This window comes from Bacillus sp. XT-4 (genome assembly GCF_050864245.1).
GTDB classification, from domain to species: Bacteria; Bacillota; Bacilli; order Bacillales; family Bacillaceae; genus Bacillus; species Bacillus altitudinis.
Genome location: NZ_JBPAFI010000002.1, coordinates 237,752 through 257,114, shown reverse-complemented (window position 1 = coordinate 257,114; position 19,363 = coordinate 237,752). Strand labels below are relative to the sequence as shown.

Annotated in this window: 17 protein-coding genes; 16 read left to right on the top strand and 1 reads right to left on the bottom strand. The window is 43.2% G+C overall.

The window, feature by feature from the left end:
- Nucleotides 1–11 precede the first annotated feature (11 nt).
- Nucleotides 12–1,721 (bottom strand): Rqc2 family fibronectin-binding protein, encoded by a 1,710-nt coding sequence (locus tag ACRRMM_RS06505; RefSeq protein ID WP_056704713.1) that lies wholly within the window; start codon nt 1,719–1,721, stop codon nt 12–14.
- 165 nt (nt 1,722–1,886) lie between these two features.
- Between ACRRMM_RS06505 and ACRRMM_RS06500 the strand changes: the two genes are divergently transcribed.
- The 16 genes from ACRRMM_RS06500 (at nt 1,887) to ACRRMM_RS06425 (ending at nt 19,305) form a co-directional block, all read left to right on the top strand.
- Nucleotides 1,887–4,562 carry a calcium-translocating P-type ATPase, SERCA-type gene (locus ACRRMM_RS06500; RefSeq protein WP_007499684.1) on the top strand — a complete coding sequence of 892 codons (2,676 nt, stop codon included), beginning with the start codon at nt 1,887–1,889 and terminating at the stop codon, nt 4,560–4,562.
- Between the two features lie 83 nt (nt 4,563–4,645).
- The gene (locus ACRRMM_RS06495) at nt 4,646–5,521 is read left to right on the top strand and encodes a YicC/YloC family endoribonuclease (protein WP_017359340.1); all 876 of its coding nucleotides are present in this window, start codon (nt 4,646–4,648) and stop codon (nt 5,519–5,521) included.
- A 76-nt stretch (nt 5,522–5,597) separates the two neighbouring features.
- Complete coding sequence (gene remA / locus ACRRMM_RS06490) at nt 5,598–5,867, top strand: extracellular matrix/biofilm regulator RemA (protein WP_008344898.1); 270 nt, start codon at nt 5,598–5,600, stop codon at nt 5,865–5,867.
- A gap of 9 nt (nt 5,868–5,876) precedes the next feature.
- A complete protein-coding gene (gene gmk / locus ACRRMM_RS06485; RefSeq protein WP_007499680.1) occupies nt 5,877–6,491 on the top strand; it encodes a guanylate kinase in 615 nt (204 codons plus the stop codon).
- 3 nt (nt 6,492–6,494) lie between these two features.
- Nucleotides 6,495–6,698: a DNA-directed RNA polymerase subunit omega gene (gene rpoZ / locus ACRRMM_RS06480; protein ID WP_008344896.1), complete on the top strand. Its 204-nt coding sequence runs from the start codon at nt 6,495–6,497 to the stop codon at nt 6,696–6,698.
- A gap of 115 nt (nt 6,699–6,813) precedes the next feature.
- Nucleotides 6,814–8,031, top strand: a complete 1,218-nt coding sequence (gene coaBC, locus ACRRMM_RS06475) for a bifunctional phosphopantothenoylcysteine decarboxylase/phosphopantothenate--cysteine ligase CoaBC (protein ID WP_144610127.1) — start codon at nt 6,814–6,816, stop codon at nt 8,029–8,031.
- Entirely contained in the window at nt 8,028–10,436 is a 2,409-nt protein-coding gene (priA, locus tag ACRRMM_RS06470; RefSeq protein WP_099496503.1) for a primosomal protein N', read from the top strand. The genes coaBC and priA overlap by 4 nt, the downstream gene beginning before the upstream one ends.
- Before the next feature lie 15 nt (nt 10,437–10,451).
- Nucleotides 10,452–10,934 (top strand): peptide deformylase, encoded by a 483-nt coding sequence (gene def, locus ACRRMM_RS06465; RefSeq protein ID WP_099496504.1) that lies wholly within the window; start codon nt 10,452–10,454, stop codon nt 10,932–10,934.
- 5 nt (nt 10,935–10,939) lie between these two features.
- A complete protein-coding gene (gene fmt, locus ACRRMM_RS06460) occupies nt 10,940–11,893 on the top strand; it encodes a methionyl-tRNA formyltransferase (protein WP_017359336.1) in 954 nt (317 codons plus the stop codon).
- A complete protein-coding gene (gene rsmB / locus ACRRMM_RS06455; RefSeq protein ID WP_046527262.1) occupies nt 11,880–13,223 on the top strand; it encodes a 16S rRNA (cytosine(967)-C(5))-methyltransferase RsmB in 1,344 nt (447 codons plus the stop codon). Before fmt ends, rsmB begins: the two co-directional genes overlap by 14 nt.
- A 3-nt stretch (nt 13,224–13,226) precedes the next feature.
- Nucleotides 13,227–14,315 (top strand): 23S rRNA (adenine(2503)-C(2))-methyltransferase RlmN, encoded by a 1,089-nt coding sequence (gene rlmN, locus ACRRMM_RS06450; protein ID WP_007499669.1) that lies wholly within the window; start codon nt 13,227–13,229, stop codon nt 14,313–14,315.
- A gap of 3 nt (nt 14,316–14,318) precedes the next feature.
- Nucleotides 14,319–15,089 carry a Stp1/IreP family PP2C-type Ser/Thr phosphatase gene (locus ACRRMM_RS06445; protein WP_034647887.1) on the top strand — a complete coding sequence of 257 codons (771 nt, stop codon included), beginning with the start codon at nt 14,319–14,321 and terminating at the stop codon, nt 15,087–15,089.
- The gene (gene pknB, locus ACRRMM_RS06440; protein ID WP_050827254.1) at nt 15,083–17,038 is read left to right on the top strand and encodes a Stk1 family PASTA domain-containing Ser/Thr kinase; all 1,956 of its coding nucleotides are present in this window, start codon (nt 15,083–15,085) and stop codon (nt 17,036–17,038) included. Before ACRRMM_RS06445 ends, pknB begins: the two co-directional genes overlap by 7 nt.
- Nucleotides 17,039–17,050: 12 nt before the next feature.
- The gene (gene rsgA / locus ACRRMM_RS06435) at nt 17,051–17,947 is read left to right on the top strand and encodes a ribosome small subunit-dependent GTPase A (protein ID WP_041090545.1); all 897 of its coding nucleotides are present in this window, start codon (nt 17,051–17,053) and stop codon (nt 17,945–17,947) included.
- Between the two features lie 3 nt (nt 17,948–17,950).
- Nucleotides 17,951–18,601: a ribulose-phosphate 3-epimerase gene (gene rpe / locus ACRRMM_RS06430; protein ID WP_050827255.1), complete on the top strand. Its 651-nt coding sequence runs from the start codon at nt 17,951–17,953 to the stop codon at nt 18,599–18,601.
- Between the two features lie 59 nt (nt 18,602–18,660).
- Nucleotides 18,661–19,305 carry a thiamine diphosphokinase gene (locus ACRRMM_RS06425; protein ID WP_050827256.1) on the top strand — a complete coding sequence of 215 codons (645 nt, stop codon included), beginning with the start codon at nt 18,661–18,663 and terminating at the stop codon, nt 19,303–19,305.
- Nucleotides 19,306–19,363: the final 58 nt, after the last annotated feature.

Genomic DNA, 19,363 nt, shown 5'->3' with positions numbered 1-19,363 from the left:
TCGGCTCTTTTTTATTTTCTCAGCTTTAGGACAACATCCTCATCAGGCGTCACAAATAATGTTTGCTGCTGATCATACGTGACAAAGCCCGGTTTTGCTCCGTTTGGTTTTTTCACATGCCGGATTTTCGTATAATCGACAGGGACGGAGCTTGATTCTTTTGCCTTCGAGAAGTAGGCAGCAATTTGTGCCGCTTCAAGTAAGGTTTGTTCATCAGGCGCTTTGTGACGAATGACGACATGTGATCCAGGAATATCCTTTGTGTGTAGCCAAATGTCATCACGAGCTGCCGCCTTTGTGGTCAAATATTCGTTTTGCTTGTTGTTTTTTCCAATGAGAATCGGAACACCTTGAGAGGATTCATATGCTTCAAGCTGAATGGCCGATGGTTTTTTCTTTTTGGCATTGCGTTTTTGTTTGGGACGCAAATATTTTCCTTCCACCAGTTCTTCTCTTATTTCCTCTAAATCTTTTGGTGAGGCAGAGGACAGCTGCTGGATCAGCTCGTCAAAATAAACAATTTCTTCATGCGTTCGCTTGATTTGTTCATTTACGGCCTCTACTGCATTTTTTGCCTTTTGGTATTTTGTAAAATACGCTTGCGCATTTTCAGAAGGGGTTTTGTTTGTTTTGAGCGGGATCGTGATCTCTCCGCCATCTTCATCATAATAATTGATAACTGTCGCTTCTTTATCCCCTTTTTTAATCGCATATATATTGGCAGTAAGCAATTCACCATAAAGCTGGTACTTGTGCGCATTTTGAGATTCTTCAAGTGTTCTTGTTAGTTTTTTCAGCTTGTTTTCATTTTTCTTTTTTTCATTCGCAACAAAACGTTCAAGATCAGCCGCCTGCTGTTTGACTCTGTCTCTTTCAGCTTTTCCGAAATAAAAGCGGTCAAGTAGCTCACTAAGAGAATCAAACGTCTTCATGTCACCATCGACGTGCTGAAGTTCTAATAAATAAAAATACTCTTTCCCATCTTTTCTCGTGAGCTGAGGGGTAAAAGAATGCGCCTGAATGAGCTGGAACATCTCGAGCAATGTACTTGGAATCGTTTCCTGATTGGCAAGACCGGCCCTGTGGACAGCTTCCTTAGCAAACAGCGGAGAAACCCCGGAGAATGTATCGACAATTTGATTGGCGATTTTCCCTTCTTGAAAACGTAAATGCTTTAAAATATCTTCCTTTGTCACGTCAAAAGGATTCAGCTTTTGCTGTGCCGGCGGCAGAAGATATTGATGTCCGGGCAGCACCGTTCGATAGCTGTTCACAGATGGAGAAAGATGTTTCAGTCCGTCAATGATCTGCTCCGTTTCGTCCTCCACGAGAATTAAGTTGCTGTGCCTGCCCATAATTTCAATATACAGCTTACGGGTTTGTTCATCGCCAATTTCATTTCGGCTTCGCACGTGCAGCACGATCACCCGATCTAACCCAATTTGTTCAAAACGTTCAATGAACCCACCCTCAAGATGTTTTCTGAGAAGCATACAAAACATTGGCGGTTCGCTCGGATTATCATCATGGTGCTCAGTGAGCTGTACTCTTGCATAGCTCGGGTGAGCGGATAAAAGCAGCTTATGATTCTTCCCCTTTGACCGGATATGAAAAATCAGCTCATGCTTGTATGGCTGATGTATTTTCGAAATTCTTCCGCCAGTTAATGTTTCTTGCAATTCATTAGTCATACCGTATGTAAAAATGCCGTCAAATGACATGTTGGATACACCCTCTTCTTTCACACAAATCTACTGAAAGAACCTTACGTTTTCTCGTTCTTTAGGCAGTCTTATTATTATAGCATGATTTAGGACGAGTCTGAATAAACTGGCTTATAGAACACTGCATAAGAGAGAGAACAAAAGAGGAGTGGACGAGGTCAAATGAATTGGCATGAACTGAACCAAACCGATTTATTAAAAACAATGAATACATCGATAGGTGACGGACTGTCAGAAAAAGATGTGCAAAAGCGGCTTGAAAAGCATGGGCCAAATGAATTGCAGGAAGGGAAAAAGGCGTCGGCATTCGTTATTTTTTTAGCGCAATTTAAAGACTTTATGGTGTTAATCCTGCTTGCGGCAACGATTATTTCTGCCTTTTTAGGTGAATACATTGATGCTGTGGCGATTGTGGCGATTGTGCTGATAAATGGTGTGCTTGGCTTTTATCAGGAACGCCGTGCGGAAAAGTCCCTCCAAGCACTAAAGGAATTATCAACGCCGCATGTCTATGCAAGGAGAAACAATGAATGGGTCAAGATCCCGTCGAAGCACCTCGTGCCGGGAGATATTGTGAAGTTTTCAAGTGGGGATCGAATTGGGGCAGATATCAGATTACTAGAAACAAAGAGTTTGGAAATCGAAGAATCTGCCCTCACTGGAGAGTCCATCCCAGCGGTCAAACATGCGAGTCCGCTCTCGCGAGATCATGTCTCACTTGGAGATTTGACGAACATGGCCTTTATGGGGACGCTTGTCACAAGAGGAAGCGGTGTAGGGGTTGTCATTGGTACAGGGATGAATACGGCGATGGGACAAATTGCCGGTATGCTGGATTCAGCAGGTAATATGGAAACACCGCTGCAAAGACGCCTTGAGCAGCTGGGAAAAATTTTAATTGTGGCTGCATTATTTTTAACTGTGCTTGTGGTTGTTCTTGGTGTGGTGCAAGGTCATGATTTGTATCATATGTTCTTAGCGGGTGTATCTCTCGCTGTTGCTGCGATTCCAGAAGGACTGCCGGCGATCGTCACTGTCGCACTTTCCCTAGGTGTGCAGCGGATGATTAAACAAAAATCCATTGTCAGAAAGCTGCCGGCTGTGGAAACACTTGGCTGCGCCTCGATTATTTGCTCAGATAAAACAGGCACAATGACACAAAATAAAATGACAGTGACACATGTATGGGCAGAGGGGAAAACGTGGAATATTTCTGGCACTGGGTACGAGCCGTCAGGTGATTTTACCTTAAATGGAGAACTTGTCCATGTAGACAAACATCCAAGCCTGCAAAAGGTGCTATTATACGGAGCACTTTGTAATACATCGACCATTGTTGAAAAAGACGGTGAGATGAGACTTGATGGCGATCCGACAGAAGGAGCACTTCTAACCGCTGCGCGTAAAGCGGGTTTTACAGAGCAATTCATCGAAGCGGGATTTCGTGTGGTGGAGGAATTCCCTTTTGACTCTGAAAGAAAAATGATGTCAGTCGTCGTGGAAACGAATCAGAAGGAGCGGTATGTCATTGCCAAAGGGGCGCCAGATGTGCTGATGAACCGTTCAAGTCATATGATGCACGGCGGACGCACCGCATCATTTTCAAAGGCCCACCGGCAAGAAACAGAAGCTGCCATTCAAGGTTTAGCAAGACAAGCGCTTAGAACCATTGCGATTGCATATAAAAAAGTAAGCCTGACAGAAAAAATCACATCTGTTCAGCAGGCAGAAACTGGCCTCACATTTATCGGTCTAGAGGGCATGATTGATCCACCTCGTCCTGAAGTGAGACGAGCGATTAAAGAATGCCGGGATGCTGGCATTAAAACAGTGATGATTACAGGCGATCACGTAGAAACGGCTAAAGCGATCGCTAAAGATTTAAGTCTCTTACCGAAGCAAGGAAAGGTGCTTGATGGAAAAGCTCTGGATCAGCTAAGCGACAAAGAGCTGGAGCAAACAGCAGAAGATGTGTACGTCTTTGCCCGTGTATCACCTGAGCATAAACTGAGAATTGTGAAGGCCTATCAAAAAAATGGCCATATTGTCGCGATGACAGGTGATGGGGTGAATGATGCGCCAGCGATTAAACAGGCGGATATCGGTATATCCATGGGGATTACCGGAACAGACGTTGCCAAAGAAGCTTCTTCTCTTATTTTGCTTGATGACAACTTTGCGACCATTAAATCCGCTATTAAAGAGGGCCGGAATATTTATGAAAACATTCGCAAATTTGTCCGCTATTTGCTGGCATCGAATGTGGGAGAGATTTTGGTCATGCTGTTTGCGATGCTTCTTGCGCTTCCATTGCCTCTCGTTCCAATTCAAATTTTGTGGGTAAACCTTGTCACAGACGGCTTGCCGGCTATGGCACTTGGAATGGATAAACCAGAAGGCGATGTCATGAAGAGAAAGCCGCGCAACATGAAAGAGGGGATTTTTGCAAGAGGGCTTGGCTGGAAGGTCATATCAAGAGGGTTTCTGATCGGGATTGCCACTTTGTTAGCCTTTATGTTTGTGTATCACCGTGATCCGAACAATCTTCAATATGCGCAGACGGTTGCATTCAGCACACTCGTTTTGGCGCAGCTCATTCATGTGTTTGACTGCCGCAGTGAACGGTCTATTTTTGAACGCAATCCATTCGGGAATATGTACTTGATCGGCGCCGTTGTGTCTTCCCTTCTGCTGATGCTTGTGGTCATTTATTATCCGCCGCTTCAGCCGATTTTCAAAACGGTGGCAGTCGCACCAGTCGATTGGCTTCTGATCATCGGTATGTCTGCATTGCCAACTTTTTTACTGGCAGGATCACTTTTGACAAGAAAAAAATAATTGGTTATGGTATAATTTTGAGGTAATAGTGTCTGCTATTACCTTTTTCATTTTATTAATATGAAAGAATTGGGTGTTTTCACATGATACGCAGTATGACGGGATTCGGCCAAGCGAGTAAAACGGATGGTGAACTGACAGTGTCAGTTGAGCTAAAATCGGTCAATCACCGTTTTAAAGAGGTTCATGCCCGTTTGCCGAGGCCGCTTTTATATTTCGAAGATACATTAAAAAAAATCATTCTTCGTCACGTGCAGCGCGGTCGAATTGAGCTGTTTGTTACGATTGAAGGCGGTAAACTTGCAAGCCGGTCTTTACAGATTGACTGGCCGCTGCTTGATGAATATATGAAAGCCGCAAAAGACCTTGAGGACCGCTATCATATTTCAGGTATTCAGCATGCACATGACTTACTGAAGCTGGAACAGGCTGTTCAGGTGGAAGAGTCAGTCAGCCGTAATGAGCAGCTGGAGCATTTGCTGATAGACACTTGTGAAGAAGCTGTCAAGGAGCTTTGCTTTATGAGAGAGCAGGAGGGAACATCACTTCAAAAAGACTGTGAACTCAGGCTGTCTGAACTCGAGGCATTTACAGAAGAAATCAAAGTGTTTGCACCAGAGGTTGTGAGTCAGTACAAAGAACGATTGAATCAAAGATTGCAAGAATGGATCGGAGAGGCGCTTGAAGAGAGCAGGCTGATCACAGAGGCGGCCATCTTTGCGGATCGCTGTGACATTACAGAAGAGATTACCAGGCTGAAAAGTCATTTTCAGCAGTTCCAGCAAATTTTGACGCAAGGCGGCGCTGCCGGACGAAAGCTTGACTTTCTTGTACAGGAGCTCAACCGTGAAGTGAACACGATTGGATCTAAAGCAAACCATCACCATTTAACAAAGCTCGTGGTTGAAATGAAAAGCGCTATTGAAAAAATAAAAGAACAAGTGCAAAATATAGAATAGTCATTGTGTATGCTGTTTACAGTGCGTCTCTTTCGGCGAGACTAGAGACGTTTATATTACAGGGGGACGAAAGAAGATGACCATAAAGTTGATCAATATCGGATTTGGAAACATCATTTCAGCGAATCGGATGATTTCGATCGTCAGTCCGGAATCAGCACCGATTAAACGAATGATACAAGACGCAAGAGATCGAGGCATGCTCATTGATGCGACATACGGAAGAAGAACCCGTGCTGTTGTCATTATGGACAGTGACCATGTCATCTTATCTGCCGTTCAGCCTGAGACTGTCGCGCAAAGACTTTCTGTAAAAGAAGAAATCATAGATGAAGGGCAGGGGTAATACGCCATTATGAAAGAAAGAGGACTTTTAATCGTTCTCTCTGGACCTTCGGGAGTTGGAAAAGGAACGGTCAGACAAGCCATTTTCTCCCAGGAAGATACGAAATTTGAATACTCTATTTCTGTGACAACCCGCAAACCGCGTGAAGGTGAAAGAAATGGTGTTGATTATTTCTTTAAAACCAGGGAAGAATTTGAACATATGATTGAAAACAAAAAGCTGTTAGAATGGGCAGAGTATGTCGGGAATTACTACGGCACGCCTGTTGACTATGTAGAACAAACATTGAGCGAAGGAAAAGATGTTTTCCTTGAAATCGAAGTGCAAGGTGCACTTCAAGTAAGAGAAGCATTCCCGGAAGGTCTCTTTATTTTCCTTGCACCGCCAAGTCTTTCAGAACTTCAAAACCGCATTATTACACGCGGGACAGAATCTGAGGATCTCATCCGTAACCGAATGGCTGCTGCAAAAGAAGAAATTGAAATGATGGATGCTTATGACTATGTCGTTGAAAACGACGATGTCGAGCTTGCATGTGAAAGAATTAAAGCGATCGTCCTTGCAGAGCACCTGCGAAGAGACAGAGTCGCACCAAGATATAAAAAAATGCTGGGGGTAGAATAAACCATGTTAGATCCTTCAATTGACTCATTGATGAACAAACTTGACTCAAAATATACACTTGTCACAGTGTCTGCACGCCGTGCACGTGAAATGCAAATCCATCAAGATCAACAAATCGAAAACACAAAATCCTACAAATTTGTAGGGAAAGCTCTTGAAGAAATCGATGCTGGTCTTTTGACATTTGAAAAAGAAGAGCAAGAATAACATCGCTTCTGCCATGCAGATACGATACGTTCAAAAAAGTCAAAACTATGATTGGTTTTGACTTTTTTGAATTGTAGACGAATTTGTGAAAAAGGCCGTTAAGGGGGACAAACAAATGTTACAGTCAAAAAATATTTTACTCGGCGTCAGCGGAGGAATCGCCGTATATAAAGCAGCTGCACTCACTAGTAAACTCGTACAGGCAGGCGCAAACGTAAGAGTGATTATGACAGAATCTGCCCGTGAGTTTGTGTCTCCGCTCACCTTTCAAGCCCTATCTCGGCATGAGGTGTATGTGGATACATTTAAAGAAAATAATCCAAAAGTCATTGCGCATATTGATGTAGCTGACTGGGCCGATCTCATTCTTGTTGCCCCTGCAACAGCACATACCATTGGTAAAATGGCCGCAGGACTTGCTGATGATATGCTCACAACGACCTTGCTTGCTTCAACAGCTCCTGTATGGGTTGCACCGGCTATGAATGTGCACATGTATGACCATCCAGCTGTCAAGCGAAACATCCGCACTTTATATGAAGACGGCTACCGGTTTATAGAGCCAAGTGAAGGCTATTTAGCATGCGGCTACATTGGAAAAGGACGCTTAGAGGAGCCTGAAAAAATTGTTGAACACATCCGTGCGTTTTTTGATGAGCCAACCAGCTTGCCGCTTTCAGGTAAAAAAGTCGTGGTCACAGCTGGCCCTACACGAGAAGTGATCGACCCTGTTCGTTTCCTTTCAAATCGATCTTCTGGGAAAATGGGCTATGCCATTGCAGAAGCTGCCCAGCAAATGGGCGCTGATGTCACGCTCATTTCAGGACCTGTTTCGTTAACTGAACCTAAGCATGTGAATGTGGTGCAAGTGGAATCGGCTGAGGAGATGTATCAAGCAGCATTAGATGTATACGAGTCAGCAGATATAGTGATTAAATCAGCAGCCGTTGCCGATTATACGCCCGTCACGACGTATTCTCATAAAATGAAAAAACAAGACGGTGAACTAGCGGTTGAATTTAAGCGGACGAAAGATATTTTAAAAGAGCTTGGGAAAAGAAAAGAACATCAGGTGCTAGTCGGCTTTGCAGCTGAGACGCAGGATGTTGAATACTATGCGAAAAAGAAAATCGAATCCAAGCATTTAGATATGATTGTCGCGAACAATGTTGCAGCAGAGGGCGCAGGCTTTGGCACAGATACAAATGTCGCAGCATTGATCAAAGCAGACGGAACAAAAAAAGAGCTGCCAATGATGAGCAAAAAAGATCTTGCCTTTGAAATCTTACAGGAGGCAAAGCAGCTGCTGCCAAAAGAGCGTGATCGAGCATGATTGCTGAAGTGATCGTCGATGTCACAACGAAAGCCATTGACAGGCCATTTGACTATCGTGTGCCAGACCGCTTTAAAGGCCTTGTCAAGGCTGGTATGAGGGTAGTGGTTCCTTTTGGCCCAAGGAAGATTCAAGGGTTTGTGACAAAAATCAAAGAAGAAACAGCCGTACAGTCAGGAAACATCAAGGACATTGTCGATTTATTTGATTTATCTCCTGTTCTGACAGATGAGCTATTGGAGCTTTCCCACTGGCTGACGGAAAAAACATTGTCCTATCATATTACGGCGCTTCAATCGATGCTTCCAGCAGCGATGAAAGCCAAATATGAAAAAGAAATTCAGGTGTTATCAGCTGAGGAACTTCCGCAGTCATTGAAAGAGCTTTTCGGTCAGCAAGAGAGCATCCTTTACGCTGACATTCCGCCTGAACAGCTGAAGCCTATTCAAAAGCATGTCCAAAAAGGTCATCTAGAAGTCAGATATCACGTCTCACAAAAATCCGGAAAGAAAAAGGTGCGGACACTTCAGGTAGCAGTTACGAAAGAAAAACTTGAAGAAAAACAGAAGCAGTTAAAGAAAAATGCGGTGAAACAGAAGGTGCTGCTTACCTTTTTATTTCAAGCGAATGAAACGACGTTTTTAGCAAAAGATTTGCAGCAGCAAACAGGTGCTAGTTCTCAAACGATAAAAGCCTTGATTCAAGAAGGTCTATTAACAGAAAGCTATGAAGAGATTTATCGAGATCCTTATCGGGATAGGGAGTTTACACCATCTACTCCTCTTGATCTCACAACAGAGCAAGCAGAAGCGGCAAAACCCATTCATCAAGCAGTGAGCGATGAAAAACATGAAACGTTTTTACTGCACGGGGTCACAGGAAGCGGTAAAACCGAAATTTATTTACAGACGATTGATCATGTCCTCCAAAAGGGAAAAGAAGCGATCGTCCTAGTTCCTGAAATTTCATTAACGCCTCAAATGGTCCAGCGTTTTAAAGAGCGCTTCGGCTCCAATGTGGCTGTCCTTCATAGCGGCTTATCGACTGGGGAAAAATACGATGAATGGCGGAAAATCCACCGCAAGGAAGTCAAGCTTGTCGTTGGCGCAAGATCGGCTGTTTTTGCCCCGTTTGAAAATCTAGGAATGATCATTATAGATGAAGAACACGAATCGTCATATAAACAAGAAGAAATGCCTCGGTATCATGCGAAAGATGTGGCCATTGAACGAGCAGGGCGGCACCAATGTCCGGTTGTATTAGGCAGTGCAACGCCTTCACTTGAGTCATATGCGCGTGCGAAAAAGGGTGTGTATACACTGCTGACGCTCAAACGGCGCGTCAATCAGCAGCAGCTGCCGCACGTTTCTTTAATTGATATGAGAGAAGAATTAAGAAACGGCAACCGCTCCATGTTCTCAGAAGAATTAATGCTCAGGTTAAAAGAAGTACTTGAAAGGAAAGAGCAGGCAGTTTTATTTCTCAATAAAAGAGGTTATTCATCCTTTGTGATGTGCCGGGATTGCGGATATGTGGAACAATGTCCTCATTGTGAGATCTCTCTCACTTATCACCGCTTTCAAAAACGGCTGAAGTGCCATTACTGCGGTCACGAAGCTCCTGTACCTGCAGAATGTCCAGAATGCCATAGTGAGCATATTCGCTATTTTGGTACAGGCACGCAGCGTGTGGAAGAAGAGCTGACGAAGGTATTGCCAGAAGCGAGGGTCATCCGAATGGATGTAGATACAACCTCTCGGAAAGGTGCGCACGAAAAGCTTCTTACGTCCTTTGGCAACAAAGAAGCGGACATTCTGCTTGGGACGCAAATGATTGCAAAAGGCTTAGACTTCCCAGATGTTACACTTGTCGGTGTCCTTAGTGCGGATACGTCTCTTCACATCCCTGATTTTCGTTCAAGTGAAAAAACGTTTCAGCTTCTCACGCAAGTAAGCGGACGTGCGGGACGTCATGAAAAAGCGGGGTCAGTCATTATTCAATCATATACACCTTCGCATTATAGTATTGAATTAACCAAACAGCATGATTATGAAGCCTTTTATGAGCAGGAGATGTTGCACCGTCGTCATCAGTCCTATCCGCCATTTTATTTTTTGGCGATGGTGACTGTATCACATGAAGAAGTGACAAAGGCAGCGCATGTCACAGACAAAATTGTTCAGTTCCTGAAAATGAATTGTGCACCGAATACAAGAATTCTCGGTCCTGCTGCTTCTCCGATCGCTAAGATCAAAGATAGATATCGATATCAATGCGTGATAAAATACAAAAGGGAAAATGAACTGGCAAGTTTATTACGAAAAATACAAGATCATTATCAAAAAGAAATGGAACAAAAACAGTTGATGATATCAATCGATATGAATCCATATATGATGATGTAAAACGGAGGTCTTTTCGTGGCAATCAAACCGATAGTCTTACATCCTGCAGACGTGCTTGAACAACAAACAGAGCTTGTTGATACATTCGATAAAAAACTGAAAAAACTGCTGGATGATATGTATGATACAATGCTTGAACTAGATGGAGTCGGCCTAGCCGCACCACAAATCGGCATCTTAAAACGAATCGCCGTGGTCGATATCGGCGAAGATTCTGGGAGGATTGACTTAGTAAATCCTGAGATTCTTGAAGTGGAAGGGAGCCAGACAGACATTGAAGGTTGCCTGAGCTTTCCATCTTTGTACGGAACGGTTGAAAGACCGAATTATGTGAAGGTGAAAGCCTTTGATAAGAAAGGCAAACCATTTACAATAGAAGCAGAAGGATTTTTAGCAAGAGCTTTATTGCATGAAATTGATCACTTAGACGGTGTATTATTCACGTCGAAAATCATTCAAACGTATACAGAAAAAGAACTTGCGGAAATGGAAGGGTGAAGAAAATGGCACGTATCGTATTTATGGGAACCCCTGATTTCTCAGTACCTGTGCTGCAAACACTTATCACAGAAGGATACGAAGTGGTCGGGGTCGTCACGCAGCCAGATCGCCCGAAAGGCAGAAAACGAGTACTGACGCCGCCTCCTGTAAAAGTAGAAGCCTTAAAACACGGCATTCCAGTTTTACAGCCTGAAAAGGTACGTCTTGATGAAGAAATTGATAAAGTGCTTGCGTTAAAGCCAGATTTGATCGTAACAGCAGCGTTCGGACAAATTTTGCCAAAAAGATTACTTGATGAACCTGAATTTGGCTGTATCAACGTTCATGCCTCACTGCTGCCAGAACTAAGAGGCGGTGCACCGATCCATTATGCGATCCTGCAAGGCAAAAAGAAAACAGGCGTGACGATCATGTATATGGTAGAAAAGCTTGATGCAGGTGACATGATTAGCAAAGTAGAAGTAGAAATTGATGAATTAGACAACGTCGGAACACTGCATGATAAATTAAGTGTGGCTGGTGCGGCGTTATTAAAAGACACAGTTCCAAATGTGTTAAGCAGGTCTATCTCGCCAATTCCGCAAAATGAAGAGGCAGCAACGTATGCACCAAATATTAAGCGGGAGCAGGAAAGATTAGACTGGACCAAGCCAGGAGAAGAGCTTTACAACCAAGTTCGCGGCTTAAATCCATGGCCAGTTGCCTATACTGAATGGAACGGTGCTAACTTAAAAGTATGGGAAGCGAAAAAAGTTCCGCTTCAAGCACCAGAAGAACCTGGGAAAGTGATTGAGCTTCAAAAAGAAGGACCAGTCGTTGGAACAGGAAATCAGCAAGGCCTTTTATTAACGAGTGTACAGCCCGCTGGAAAGAAAAAAATGAGCGGTGAAGACTTCTTAAGAGGCGCAAATATCGAAATTGGACAGAAATTAGGGTTAATCAATGAAGAAAAGTAATGTGAGAGAAGTAGCGCTGGACGCTTTAATCAAACTCGAACAAAATCAAGCCTACAGTAACTTGCTTTTGCAGTCAGTGATGAAAGAGAAAGAACTTTCCGATCAAGACAAACCGCTATTAACAGAACTTGTATACGGTACACTGCAAAACAAGCTGGCACTTGATTATATGCTCACACCCTTTGTGAAAAAACCGCAAAAAGTGGCTCCATGGGTGATGCAGCTTTTGCGGATGTCTCTTTATCAGATGGTTTACCTTGAAAAAATTCCAGATCGTGCAGCCATCCATGAAGCAGTGGAACTAACGAAAAAGCGCGGACATAAAGGCATTTCTTCACTAGTCAACGGCGTTTTGCGTTCCGTGCAAAGAGAAGGCGTGCCAGCATTTGATGCGATCAAAGATCCGGTAAAAAGGCTTTCAATAGAGACAAGCCATCCATTGTGGCTCGTACAAGAATGGGTGGAGGCGTACGGTTTTGAAGCAACAGAAAGCATGTGCCGTATTCATTTAGTCCCGCCAAAGCAGACATTGCGTGTCAATCGAATGAAAAAAGACCGCCCTGCACTGCAGCAAGAACTCATGGATGCAGGAATTGAAACAGAGCTCGGCGACTTATCTGAGGATGCACTCAAACTCATGAAAGGATCTATCGTATCTACTCCTTTCTTTCAAGAGGGCTTTGTCACGATTCAAGATGAAAGCTCCATGCTTGTCGCAAGAGCGCTGGATCCTCAGCCGGGAGAAATGGTGCTTGATGCCTGTGCCGCTCCTGGTGGTAAATCAACACATATCGCAGAGCGAATGAACGATGAGGGGAAGATTGTGTCTCTTGATTTACATGAGCACAAAGTAAAACTGATCAAACAGGCAGCAAAACGTCTGAACTTAACGCATATTGAGGCAAAAGCGCTTGATGCAAGGAAAGTATCCGACCATTATGATGATGCTTCGTTTGACCGTATTCTCATTGATGCACCATGTTCAGGTTTTGGCGTCATCAGACGAAAACCAGATATGAAATATACAAAGTCCTCGGAAGACTCAGCAAGACTTGCGACAATTCAGCAATCGATCTTGCATGAAACAGCCCAGCTGCTAAAGCCAGGCGGAACCCTTGTATACAGTACATGTACAATGGATCCAACAGAAAATCAACAAGTGATTCATGCGTTTTTACAAGAACACCAAGACTTCGACCCCGATCTATCTCTTAATGAACGGCTGCCTGAGCAGGTTGCTCCGTTTGTTCAAAACGGAAGTGTACAAATTCTTCCTCATTATTTCGGAACAGATGGTTTCTTTATTTGCAGCATGAGAAAGAAGGGATAAAAAATGACAGAACAAAAACAAAAAGTAAGAAAAGAACTGAAAACAGACATGCCGTCGATCTACTCGTTCGAGCTAAATGAAATCAAAGACTGGTTAAAGGAACAAGGCGAGAAGCCTTTCCGTGCAACACAAATTTTTGAGTGGCTTTATGAAAAACGCGTCACGTCCTTTGATGAAATGTCTAACCTTTCAAAGGAATTAAGAGAAAAATTAAAAGATCAATTCGCCATCACGACTTTAAAAACAGTGATAAAACAAACATCTCAAGATGGAACGATCAAGTTCTTATTTGAATTACACGATGGCTATACCATTGAAACCGTGCTGATGCGCCACGAATATGGCAACTCTGTCTGCGTCACAACACAGGTTGGCTGTCGAATTGGTTGTACATTCTGTGCATCTACACTTGGCGGTTTGAAACGTAACCTTGAGGCGGGAGAAATTGTGGCCCAAGTATTGAAAGTACAACAGGCGCTTGATGAAACAGATGAACGCGTCAGCTCAGTTGTCATCATGGGAATTGGCGAACCGTTTGATAACTTTGATGAAATGCTTGCATTCCTTAAAATCATTAACCATGATAACGGCTTAAATATTGGTGCACGTCATATTACCGTTTCGACGAGCGGGATCATTCCAAAGATTTATCAATTTGCGGATGAGCAAATGCAAATCAACTTTGCTGTCTCCCTGCACGCACCAAATACTGACATTCGAAGCCGCCTCATGCCAATCAATAAGGCATACAAGCTGCCAAAATTAATGGAAGCTATTGAATACTATATTCAAAAAACAGGCAGACGCGTGAGCTTTGAATACGGTCTGTTTGGCGGAGTCAATGATCAAGTCCATCACGCAGAAGAACTTGCTGATTTATTAAAAGGAATCAAATGCCATGTAAACCTCATCCCTGTGAACTATGTACCAGAAAGAGATTACGTGAGAACACCAAGAGAACAAATCTTCCTATTTGAAAAAACGCTGAAAGAACGAGGCGTAAACGTAACGATTAGACGAGAGCAAGGCCATGATATTGATGCTGCTTGCGGTCAGCTAAGAGCGAAGGAGCGTCAGGAAGAGACGAGGTGACGAATGTTGATAAGGGCAGCCTTTCAAACCGATACAGGAAAAGTCCGTCAGCATAATGAAGATGATGCAGGTATTTTTGAAGCAAAAGAAGACACACTTCTAGCTGTTGTAGCAGATGGAATGGGAGGTCATCTTGCTGGTGATGTAGCCAGCAAGATGGCAGTTTCTTCTTTAAAAGAATACTGGCAGGAAACATCTTCAATTCCAAATAAACCAGCCGATCAAGAAAATTGGTTAATCTCAAAAATTAGCGACATTAATGACCAAGTATACGAACATGCGAAAAACAATGAGGAATGCCAAGGAATGGGGACGACCATCGTTTGTGCGCTCGTTCATTTGCAAACGGTCACAATTGCCCATATTGGTGACAGCCGCTGCTATTTGCTAAGAGAAGGTGCGCTGACCCAATTAACAGATGATCACTCACTAGTGAATGAGTTAGTGAAAACAGGAGAGATTTCAAAAGCGGATGCAGAATATCATCCAAGAAAAAATGTGCTGACCAAAGCGTTAGGAACGGATAAACACGTTCAAATTGATGCACGAACTTTTGAAGTGGATCCAGGAGATCAAATTTTGCTTTGCTCAGACGGATTATCGAATAAAGTAGAAGAAGAACATTTGATTCAGATTTTATCGCAAACAACCGCACCAGATGAAAAAGTAACAGAGTTAGTTCAAACAGCGAATGACAACGGCGGTGAAGATAACATTACAGCAGTACTGTTAGAAATCTCCTCCCAAACAGAGGAGGGTGACAGCAAGTGTTGATCGGAAAAAGGATCAGCGGCCGTTATCAAATTCTTCGCGCCATAGGCGGAGGCGGAATGGCCAACGTTTATTTGGCGGAGGATATGATTTTAGATCGCGAAGTGGCGATTAAAATTTTACGGTTTGACTTTGCAAGCGATGATGATTTTATTAGACGGTTCCGGAGAGAAGCGCAATCAGCAGCCAGCTTAGATCATCCGAATATTGTCAGTATCTACGATGTAGGAGAAGAAGATGACATTTATTATATTGTCATGGAATATGTCGAAGGGATGACGCTGAAAGAATACATACACGCCAATGGACCGCTTCATCCAAAAGAAGCCGTTCGCATTATGGAGCAAGTCGTTGCGGCGATGGAAGAAGCCCATGCGAAACAGCTCGTCCATCGAGACATTAAGCCTCACAATATATTAATAGACAACTTGGGGAATATCAAAGTCACTGATTTTGGCATCGCCATGGCGCTTAGCTCAGCGACCATTACCCATACGAATTCTGTTCTTGGCTCCGTGCATTATTTGTCCCCAGAGCAAGCGCGCGGTGGTCTTGCAACGAAAAAGTCAGACATTTATTCACTTGGTATTGTTCTTTATGAGCTGATTTCAGGACGCATGCCATTTGAAGGAGAATCCGCTGTCAGTGTCGCACTGAAGCATTTGCAATCAGAGCCGCCATCTGTGAGAAGGTGGAATCCTTCTGTACCACAAAGCGTGGAGAACATCATTTTAAAAGCGATGGCCAAAGATCCATTCTATCGATACGAAGATGCATCTGAAATGCAAAAAGACTTAAAAACGGTTTTTGACCCTGCAAGACTAAAAGAAAAGCGCTTTGTCATTGAAGAAGATCATGAAGCAACAAAAGCCATTCCTATTATAAAAGATCATCAAGTCGATCAAGACAATGAAAAAACAGCCGTCCACCCGGTTCAAAAACCAAAGAAAAAAGAGAAACAAAAGCCGAAGAAAAAACGGAAAAAATGGCCGTGGATTGTAGCGTCGATCTTATTTGTTTTGACGGCTGCGACCATTTTAGCGATCACGGTCTTCCCAGGATTACTCTTTCCAAAAGACGTAGAGGTAACCGATGTTTCTGGCATGACGGTTGAAAAAGCGGAAGACACCTTGAAGAAAGCCGGATTTACCGTCGCTTCTGAACCCATTGATATTGCCGACGAGAAGATTGAAAAAGGGCTGGTTGTCAAAACAGACCCGAAAATTGGAACAAAGGTAAAAGAAGGGACAGAAATTCAGCTTTATCAAAGTACAGGTAAAGAAAAAACCGAATTACCTGATGTAACAGGTGAAAAGGTCGAGAAAGCAAAAGAACTATTAGAGAAAAAAGGGTTTAAACAGGTTGTTGTAGAGGAAGTGAATGATAATGACACAGAATCAGGCATTGTCATGGAACAGAAACCTTCCGCGAATACAGAACTTGTCGCAGCAGATGAAGAAGTCACATTGACCGTCAGTATAGGCCCTGCCGATATTACCTTACGGGATTTAACGACGTATAGTAAACAGGCCGCATCAAATTATTTAGAGGATAATGGACTAAAGCTAGATGAAAAAGAAGCATATTCTGACGATGTGCCAAAAGGTGAGGTCATGAAGCAGGAACCGGGAGCGGGGACAGCTGTTAAACCTGGTGATACGGTTAAAATTACGTTCTCCCTTGGACCAAAAGAGAAACCAGCCAAAACAGTGACTGAAAAGATTGCGATCCCATATGAACCAGAAACAGAAGGACAAGAAATGAATGTTCAAATATCCATTGACGATGCAGAACATAGCATTTCTGATTTATATGAAACCTTTAAAATCACTGCGCCCACTGAGCGAACGATTAAATTTAAGATAGAACCTGGTCAAAAAGGATACTATCAGGTGACTGTGGATGATAAAGTAGTAAGCTCCAAAACGATTGAATACCCTGATGATGAATAAAGGAGGGACTTTATGCCTGAGGGCAAAATTATTAAAGCATTAAGCGGATTTTATTATGTGCTGGATGAGTCTTTAGAAAGTGGCAAAGTAATTCAGTGTAGAGCAAGAGGGATTTTTCGTAAAAACAAAATAACCCCTCTTGTTGGAGATTATGTCGTCTATCAAGCAGATAACGATAAGGAAGGCTATTTGCTGGAAGTAAAAGAGCGGACCAATGAGCTGATTCGGCCGCCTATTAGCAACGTTGATCAAGCGGTGCTCGTTTTCTCAGCAGCAGAGCCGACCTTTAGTACATCGCTGTTAGACAGATTCCTAGTGCTTGTTGAAGAGAGCCAGATTGAACCGATTATCTGCATCACAAAAATGGACTTGCTGAAAACAGAGCAAGAGCGAGAAACGATTCAAGCCTATGCAGAAGACTATCGCCAAATTGGATACGACGTTCATTTAACATCGACAATCGAAGGGGATGGAATTGAAAAGCTGACCCCGTATTTCCATCACAAGATTACTGTTTTTGCAGGTCAATCGGGTGTAGGGAAGTCTTCCCTCTTAAATGCGATGAGTCCTGATTTAGCACTGAAAACAAATGATATTTCCTCCCATCTTGGCAGGGGGAAACATACAACAAGACATGTGGAACTCATTCGAACGGCTGAAGGGCTCATTGCCGATACACCAGGATTTAGCTCGCTTGAATTTACAGGTATCGAAGCGGAAGATTTAGGGCTCTATTTCTTAGAAATCAGAGAGAAGAGTGCAGAATGTAAATTCAGGGGCTGTTTGCACGTAAAAGAGCCTGGATGTGCAGTAAAAGAGGCAGTAGAACACGATCGCATCAGAGAGTATCGCTATCAGCATTATTTAGAGTTTTTAACTGAAATTAAAGACAGAAAGCCGAGGTACTAAATCATGGTTTATATTGCCCCATCCATTTTATCAGCCGATTTTGCCAATCTTGCGAAAGATATCCGTGATGTGGAACAAGGTGGAGCGGATTATATTCATATTGATGTGATGGACGGTCATTTTGTACCGAATATGACATTTGGACCAAATGTAGTGGAGGCGATCAGGCCGCATACAAAGCTGCCGCTCGATGTTCACTTAATGATTGAGCAGCCAGACCAGTATATCCCTGCATTTGCAAAAGCGGGCGCTGATATTATTTCTGTTCATGTCGAGGCGTGTCCACACTTACATCGCACGATTCAGCATATAAAAGAACAAGGTGTCAAAGCAGGGGTTGTTTTAAACCCGCACACACCCGTTTCTCAAATCGCGCATGTATTAGAGGATGTTGACCTCGTCTTATTCATGACGGTGAACCCTGGTTTTGGCGGACAGGCGTTTATTCCTGCTGTTCTCTCAAAGGTAAAAGAAGTAAAGACACTTAGTGAACAAAAAGGCTTAACTGATTTACTCATTGAAATAGATGGCGGTGTCAATGTAGAGACAGCAAAGAGCTGCAAAGAAGCAGGCGCTAATCTACTTGTTGCCGGCTCAGCGGTATATGGGAAAGAAGACCGCACGGCGGCCATTCAGGCCATTCGAGAAGCATAACAAAAAGAACCAAAGTCATTGTGATCTTTGGTTCTTTTTCAATGGAGAGGAGCGTAATCATGCACATACATATCGTGGCCGGCGGTCCTTTTGTGTACATCCCGCCGCTTGATCATGAAGCATCTGAGGAGGACATTCTCTGGATCGGCGTAGACCGGGGAACCCTTTTCTTACTAGAGCATGGCATTGTACCTGACAGAGCATTTGGTGATTTTGATAGTGTGACAGAAGAGGAGCTTCATGAACTGAAAAAGAAATTGCCTGCACTCAATCTATTTCAGGCAGAGAAAGATGAAACGGATTTAGAACTTGCGCTGAACTGGTCTTTGCGTCAGAATCCAGCCCATATTCAAATTTACGGCATCACAGGCGGAAGAGCAGATCATTTTCTTGGGAATATCCATCTCCTTTATAAAGGCATTCAGCACAAACAGAGCATGAACCTTGTAGATAAACAAAATATTATTCAAATGTTTGGACCTGGTACATACGAAATCAAACAAGACCCGGATAAAAAATATGTGTCGTTTTTGCCCTTCGGTACATCGGTTGAAAAGCTGACATTAAAAGGTTTCAAATATCCTCTGAAAAATTGTCATATTGAGCCTGGTTCCACACTATGTATTAGTAACGAACTCATCCACTCAAATGGTACTTTTTCTTTTCATGAAGGCATATTAATAATGGTAAGAAGCAAAGATTGACCAACCTATCAATGTGGATGGCTGATTAAGCTCAATTGTGCTGCAAGCGGTACTTTTA

Coding starts and splice junctions, on each gene's coding strand:
- ACRRMM_RS06495 (WP_017359340.1), top strand. CDS start 4,646: ATGATACGCAGTATGACGGGATTCGGCCAAGCGAGTAAAACGGATGGT.
- rpoZ (WP_008344896.1), top strand. CDS start 6,495: ATGTTAGATCCTTCAATTGACTCATTGATGAACAAACTTGACTCAAAA.
- fmt (WP_017359336.1), top strand. CDS start 10,940: ATGGCACGTATCGTATTTATGGGAACCCCTGATTTCTCAGTACCTGTG.
- coaBC (WP_144610127.1), top strand. CDS start 6,814: ATGTTACAGTCAAAAAATATTTTACTCGGCGTCAGCGGAGGAATCGCC.
- ACRRMM_RS06445 (WP_034647887.1), top strand. CDS start 14,319: ATGTTGATAAGGGCAGCCTTTCAAACCGATACAGGAAAAGTCCGTCAG.
- gmk (WP_007499680.1), top strand. CDS start 5,877: ATGAAAGAAAGAGGACTTTTAATCGTTCTCTCTGGACCTTCGGGAGTT.
- priA (WP_099496503.1), top strand. CDS start 8,028: ATGATTGCTGAAGTGATCGTCGATGTCACAACGAAAGCCATTGACAGG.
- ACRRMM_RS06425 (WP_050827256.1), top strand. CDS start 18,661: ATGCACATACATATCGTGGCCGGCGGTCCTTTTGTGTACATCCCGCCG.
- rlmN (WP_007499669.1), top strand. CDS start 13,227: ATGACAGAACAAAAACAAAAAGTAAGAAAAGAACTGAAAACAGACATG.
- rpe (WP_050827255.1), top strand. CDS start 17,951: ATGGTTTATATTGCCCCATCCATTTTATCAGCCGATTTTGCCAATCTT.
- ACRRMM_RS06500 (WP_007499684.1), top strand. CDS start 1,887: ATGAATTGGCATGAACTGAACCAAACCGATTTATTAAAAACAATGAAT.
- rsmB (WP_046527262.1), top strand. CDS start 11,880: ATGAAGAAAAGTAATGTGAGAGAAGTAGCGCTGGACGCTTTAATCAAA.
- remA (WP_008344898.1), top strand. CDS start 5,598: ATGACCATAAAGTTGATCAATATCGGATTTGGAAACATCATTTCAGCG.
- ACRRMM_RS06505 (WP_056704713.1), bottom strand. CDS start 1,721: ATGTCATTTGACGGCATTTTTACATACGGTATGACTAATGAATTGCAA.
- rsgA (WP_041090545.1), top strand. CDS start 17,051: ATGCCTGAGGGCAAAATTATTAAAGCATTAAGCGGATTTTATTATGTG.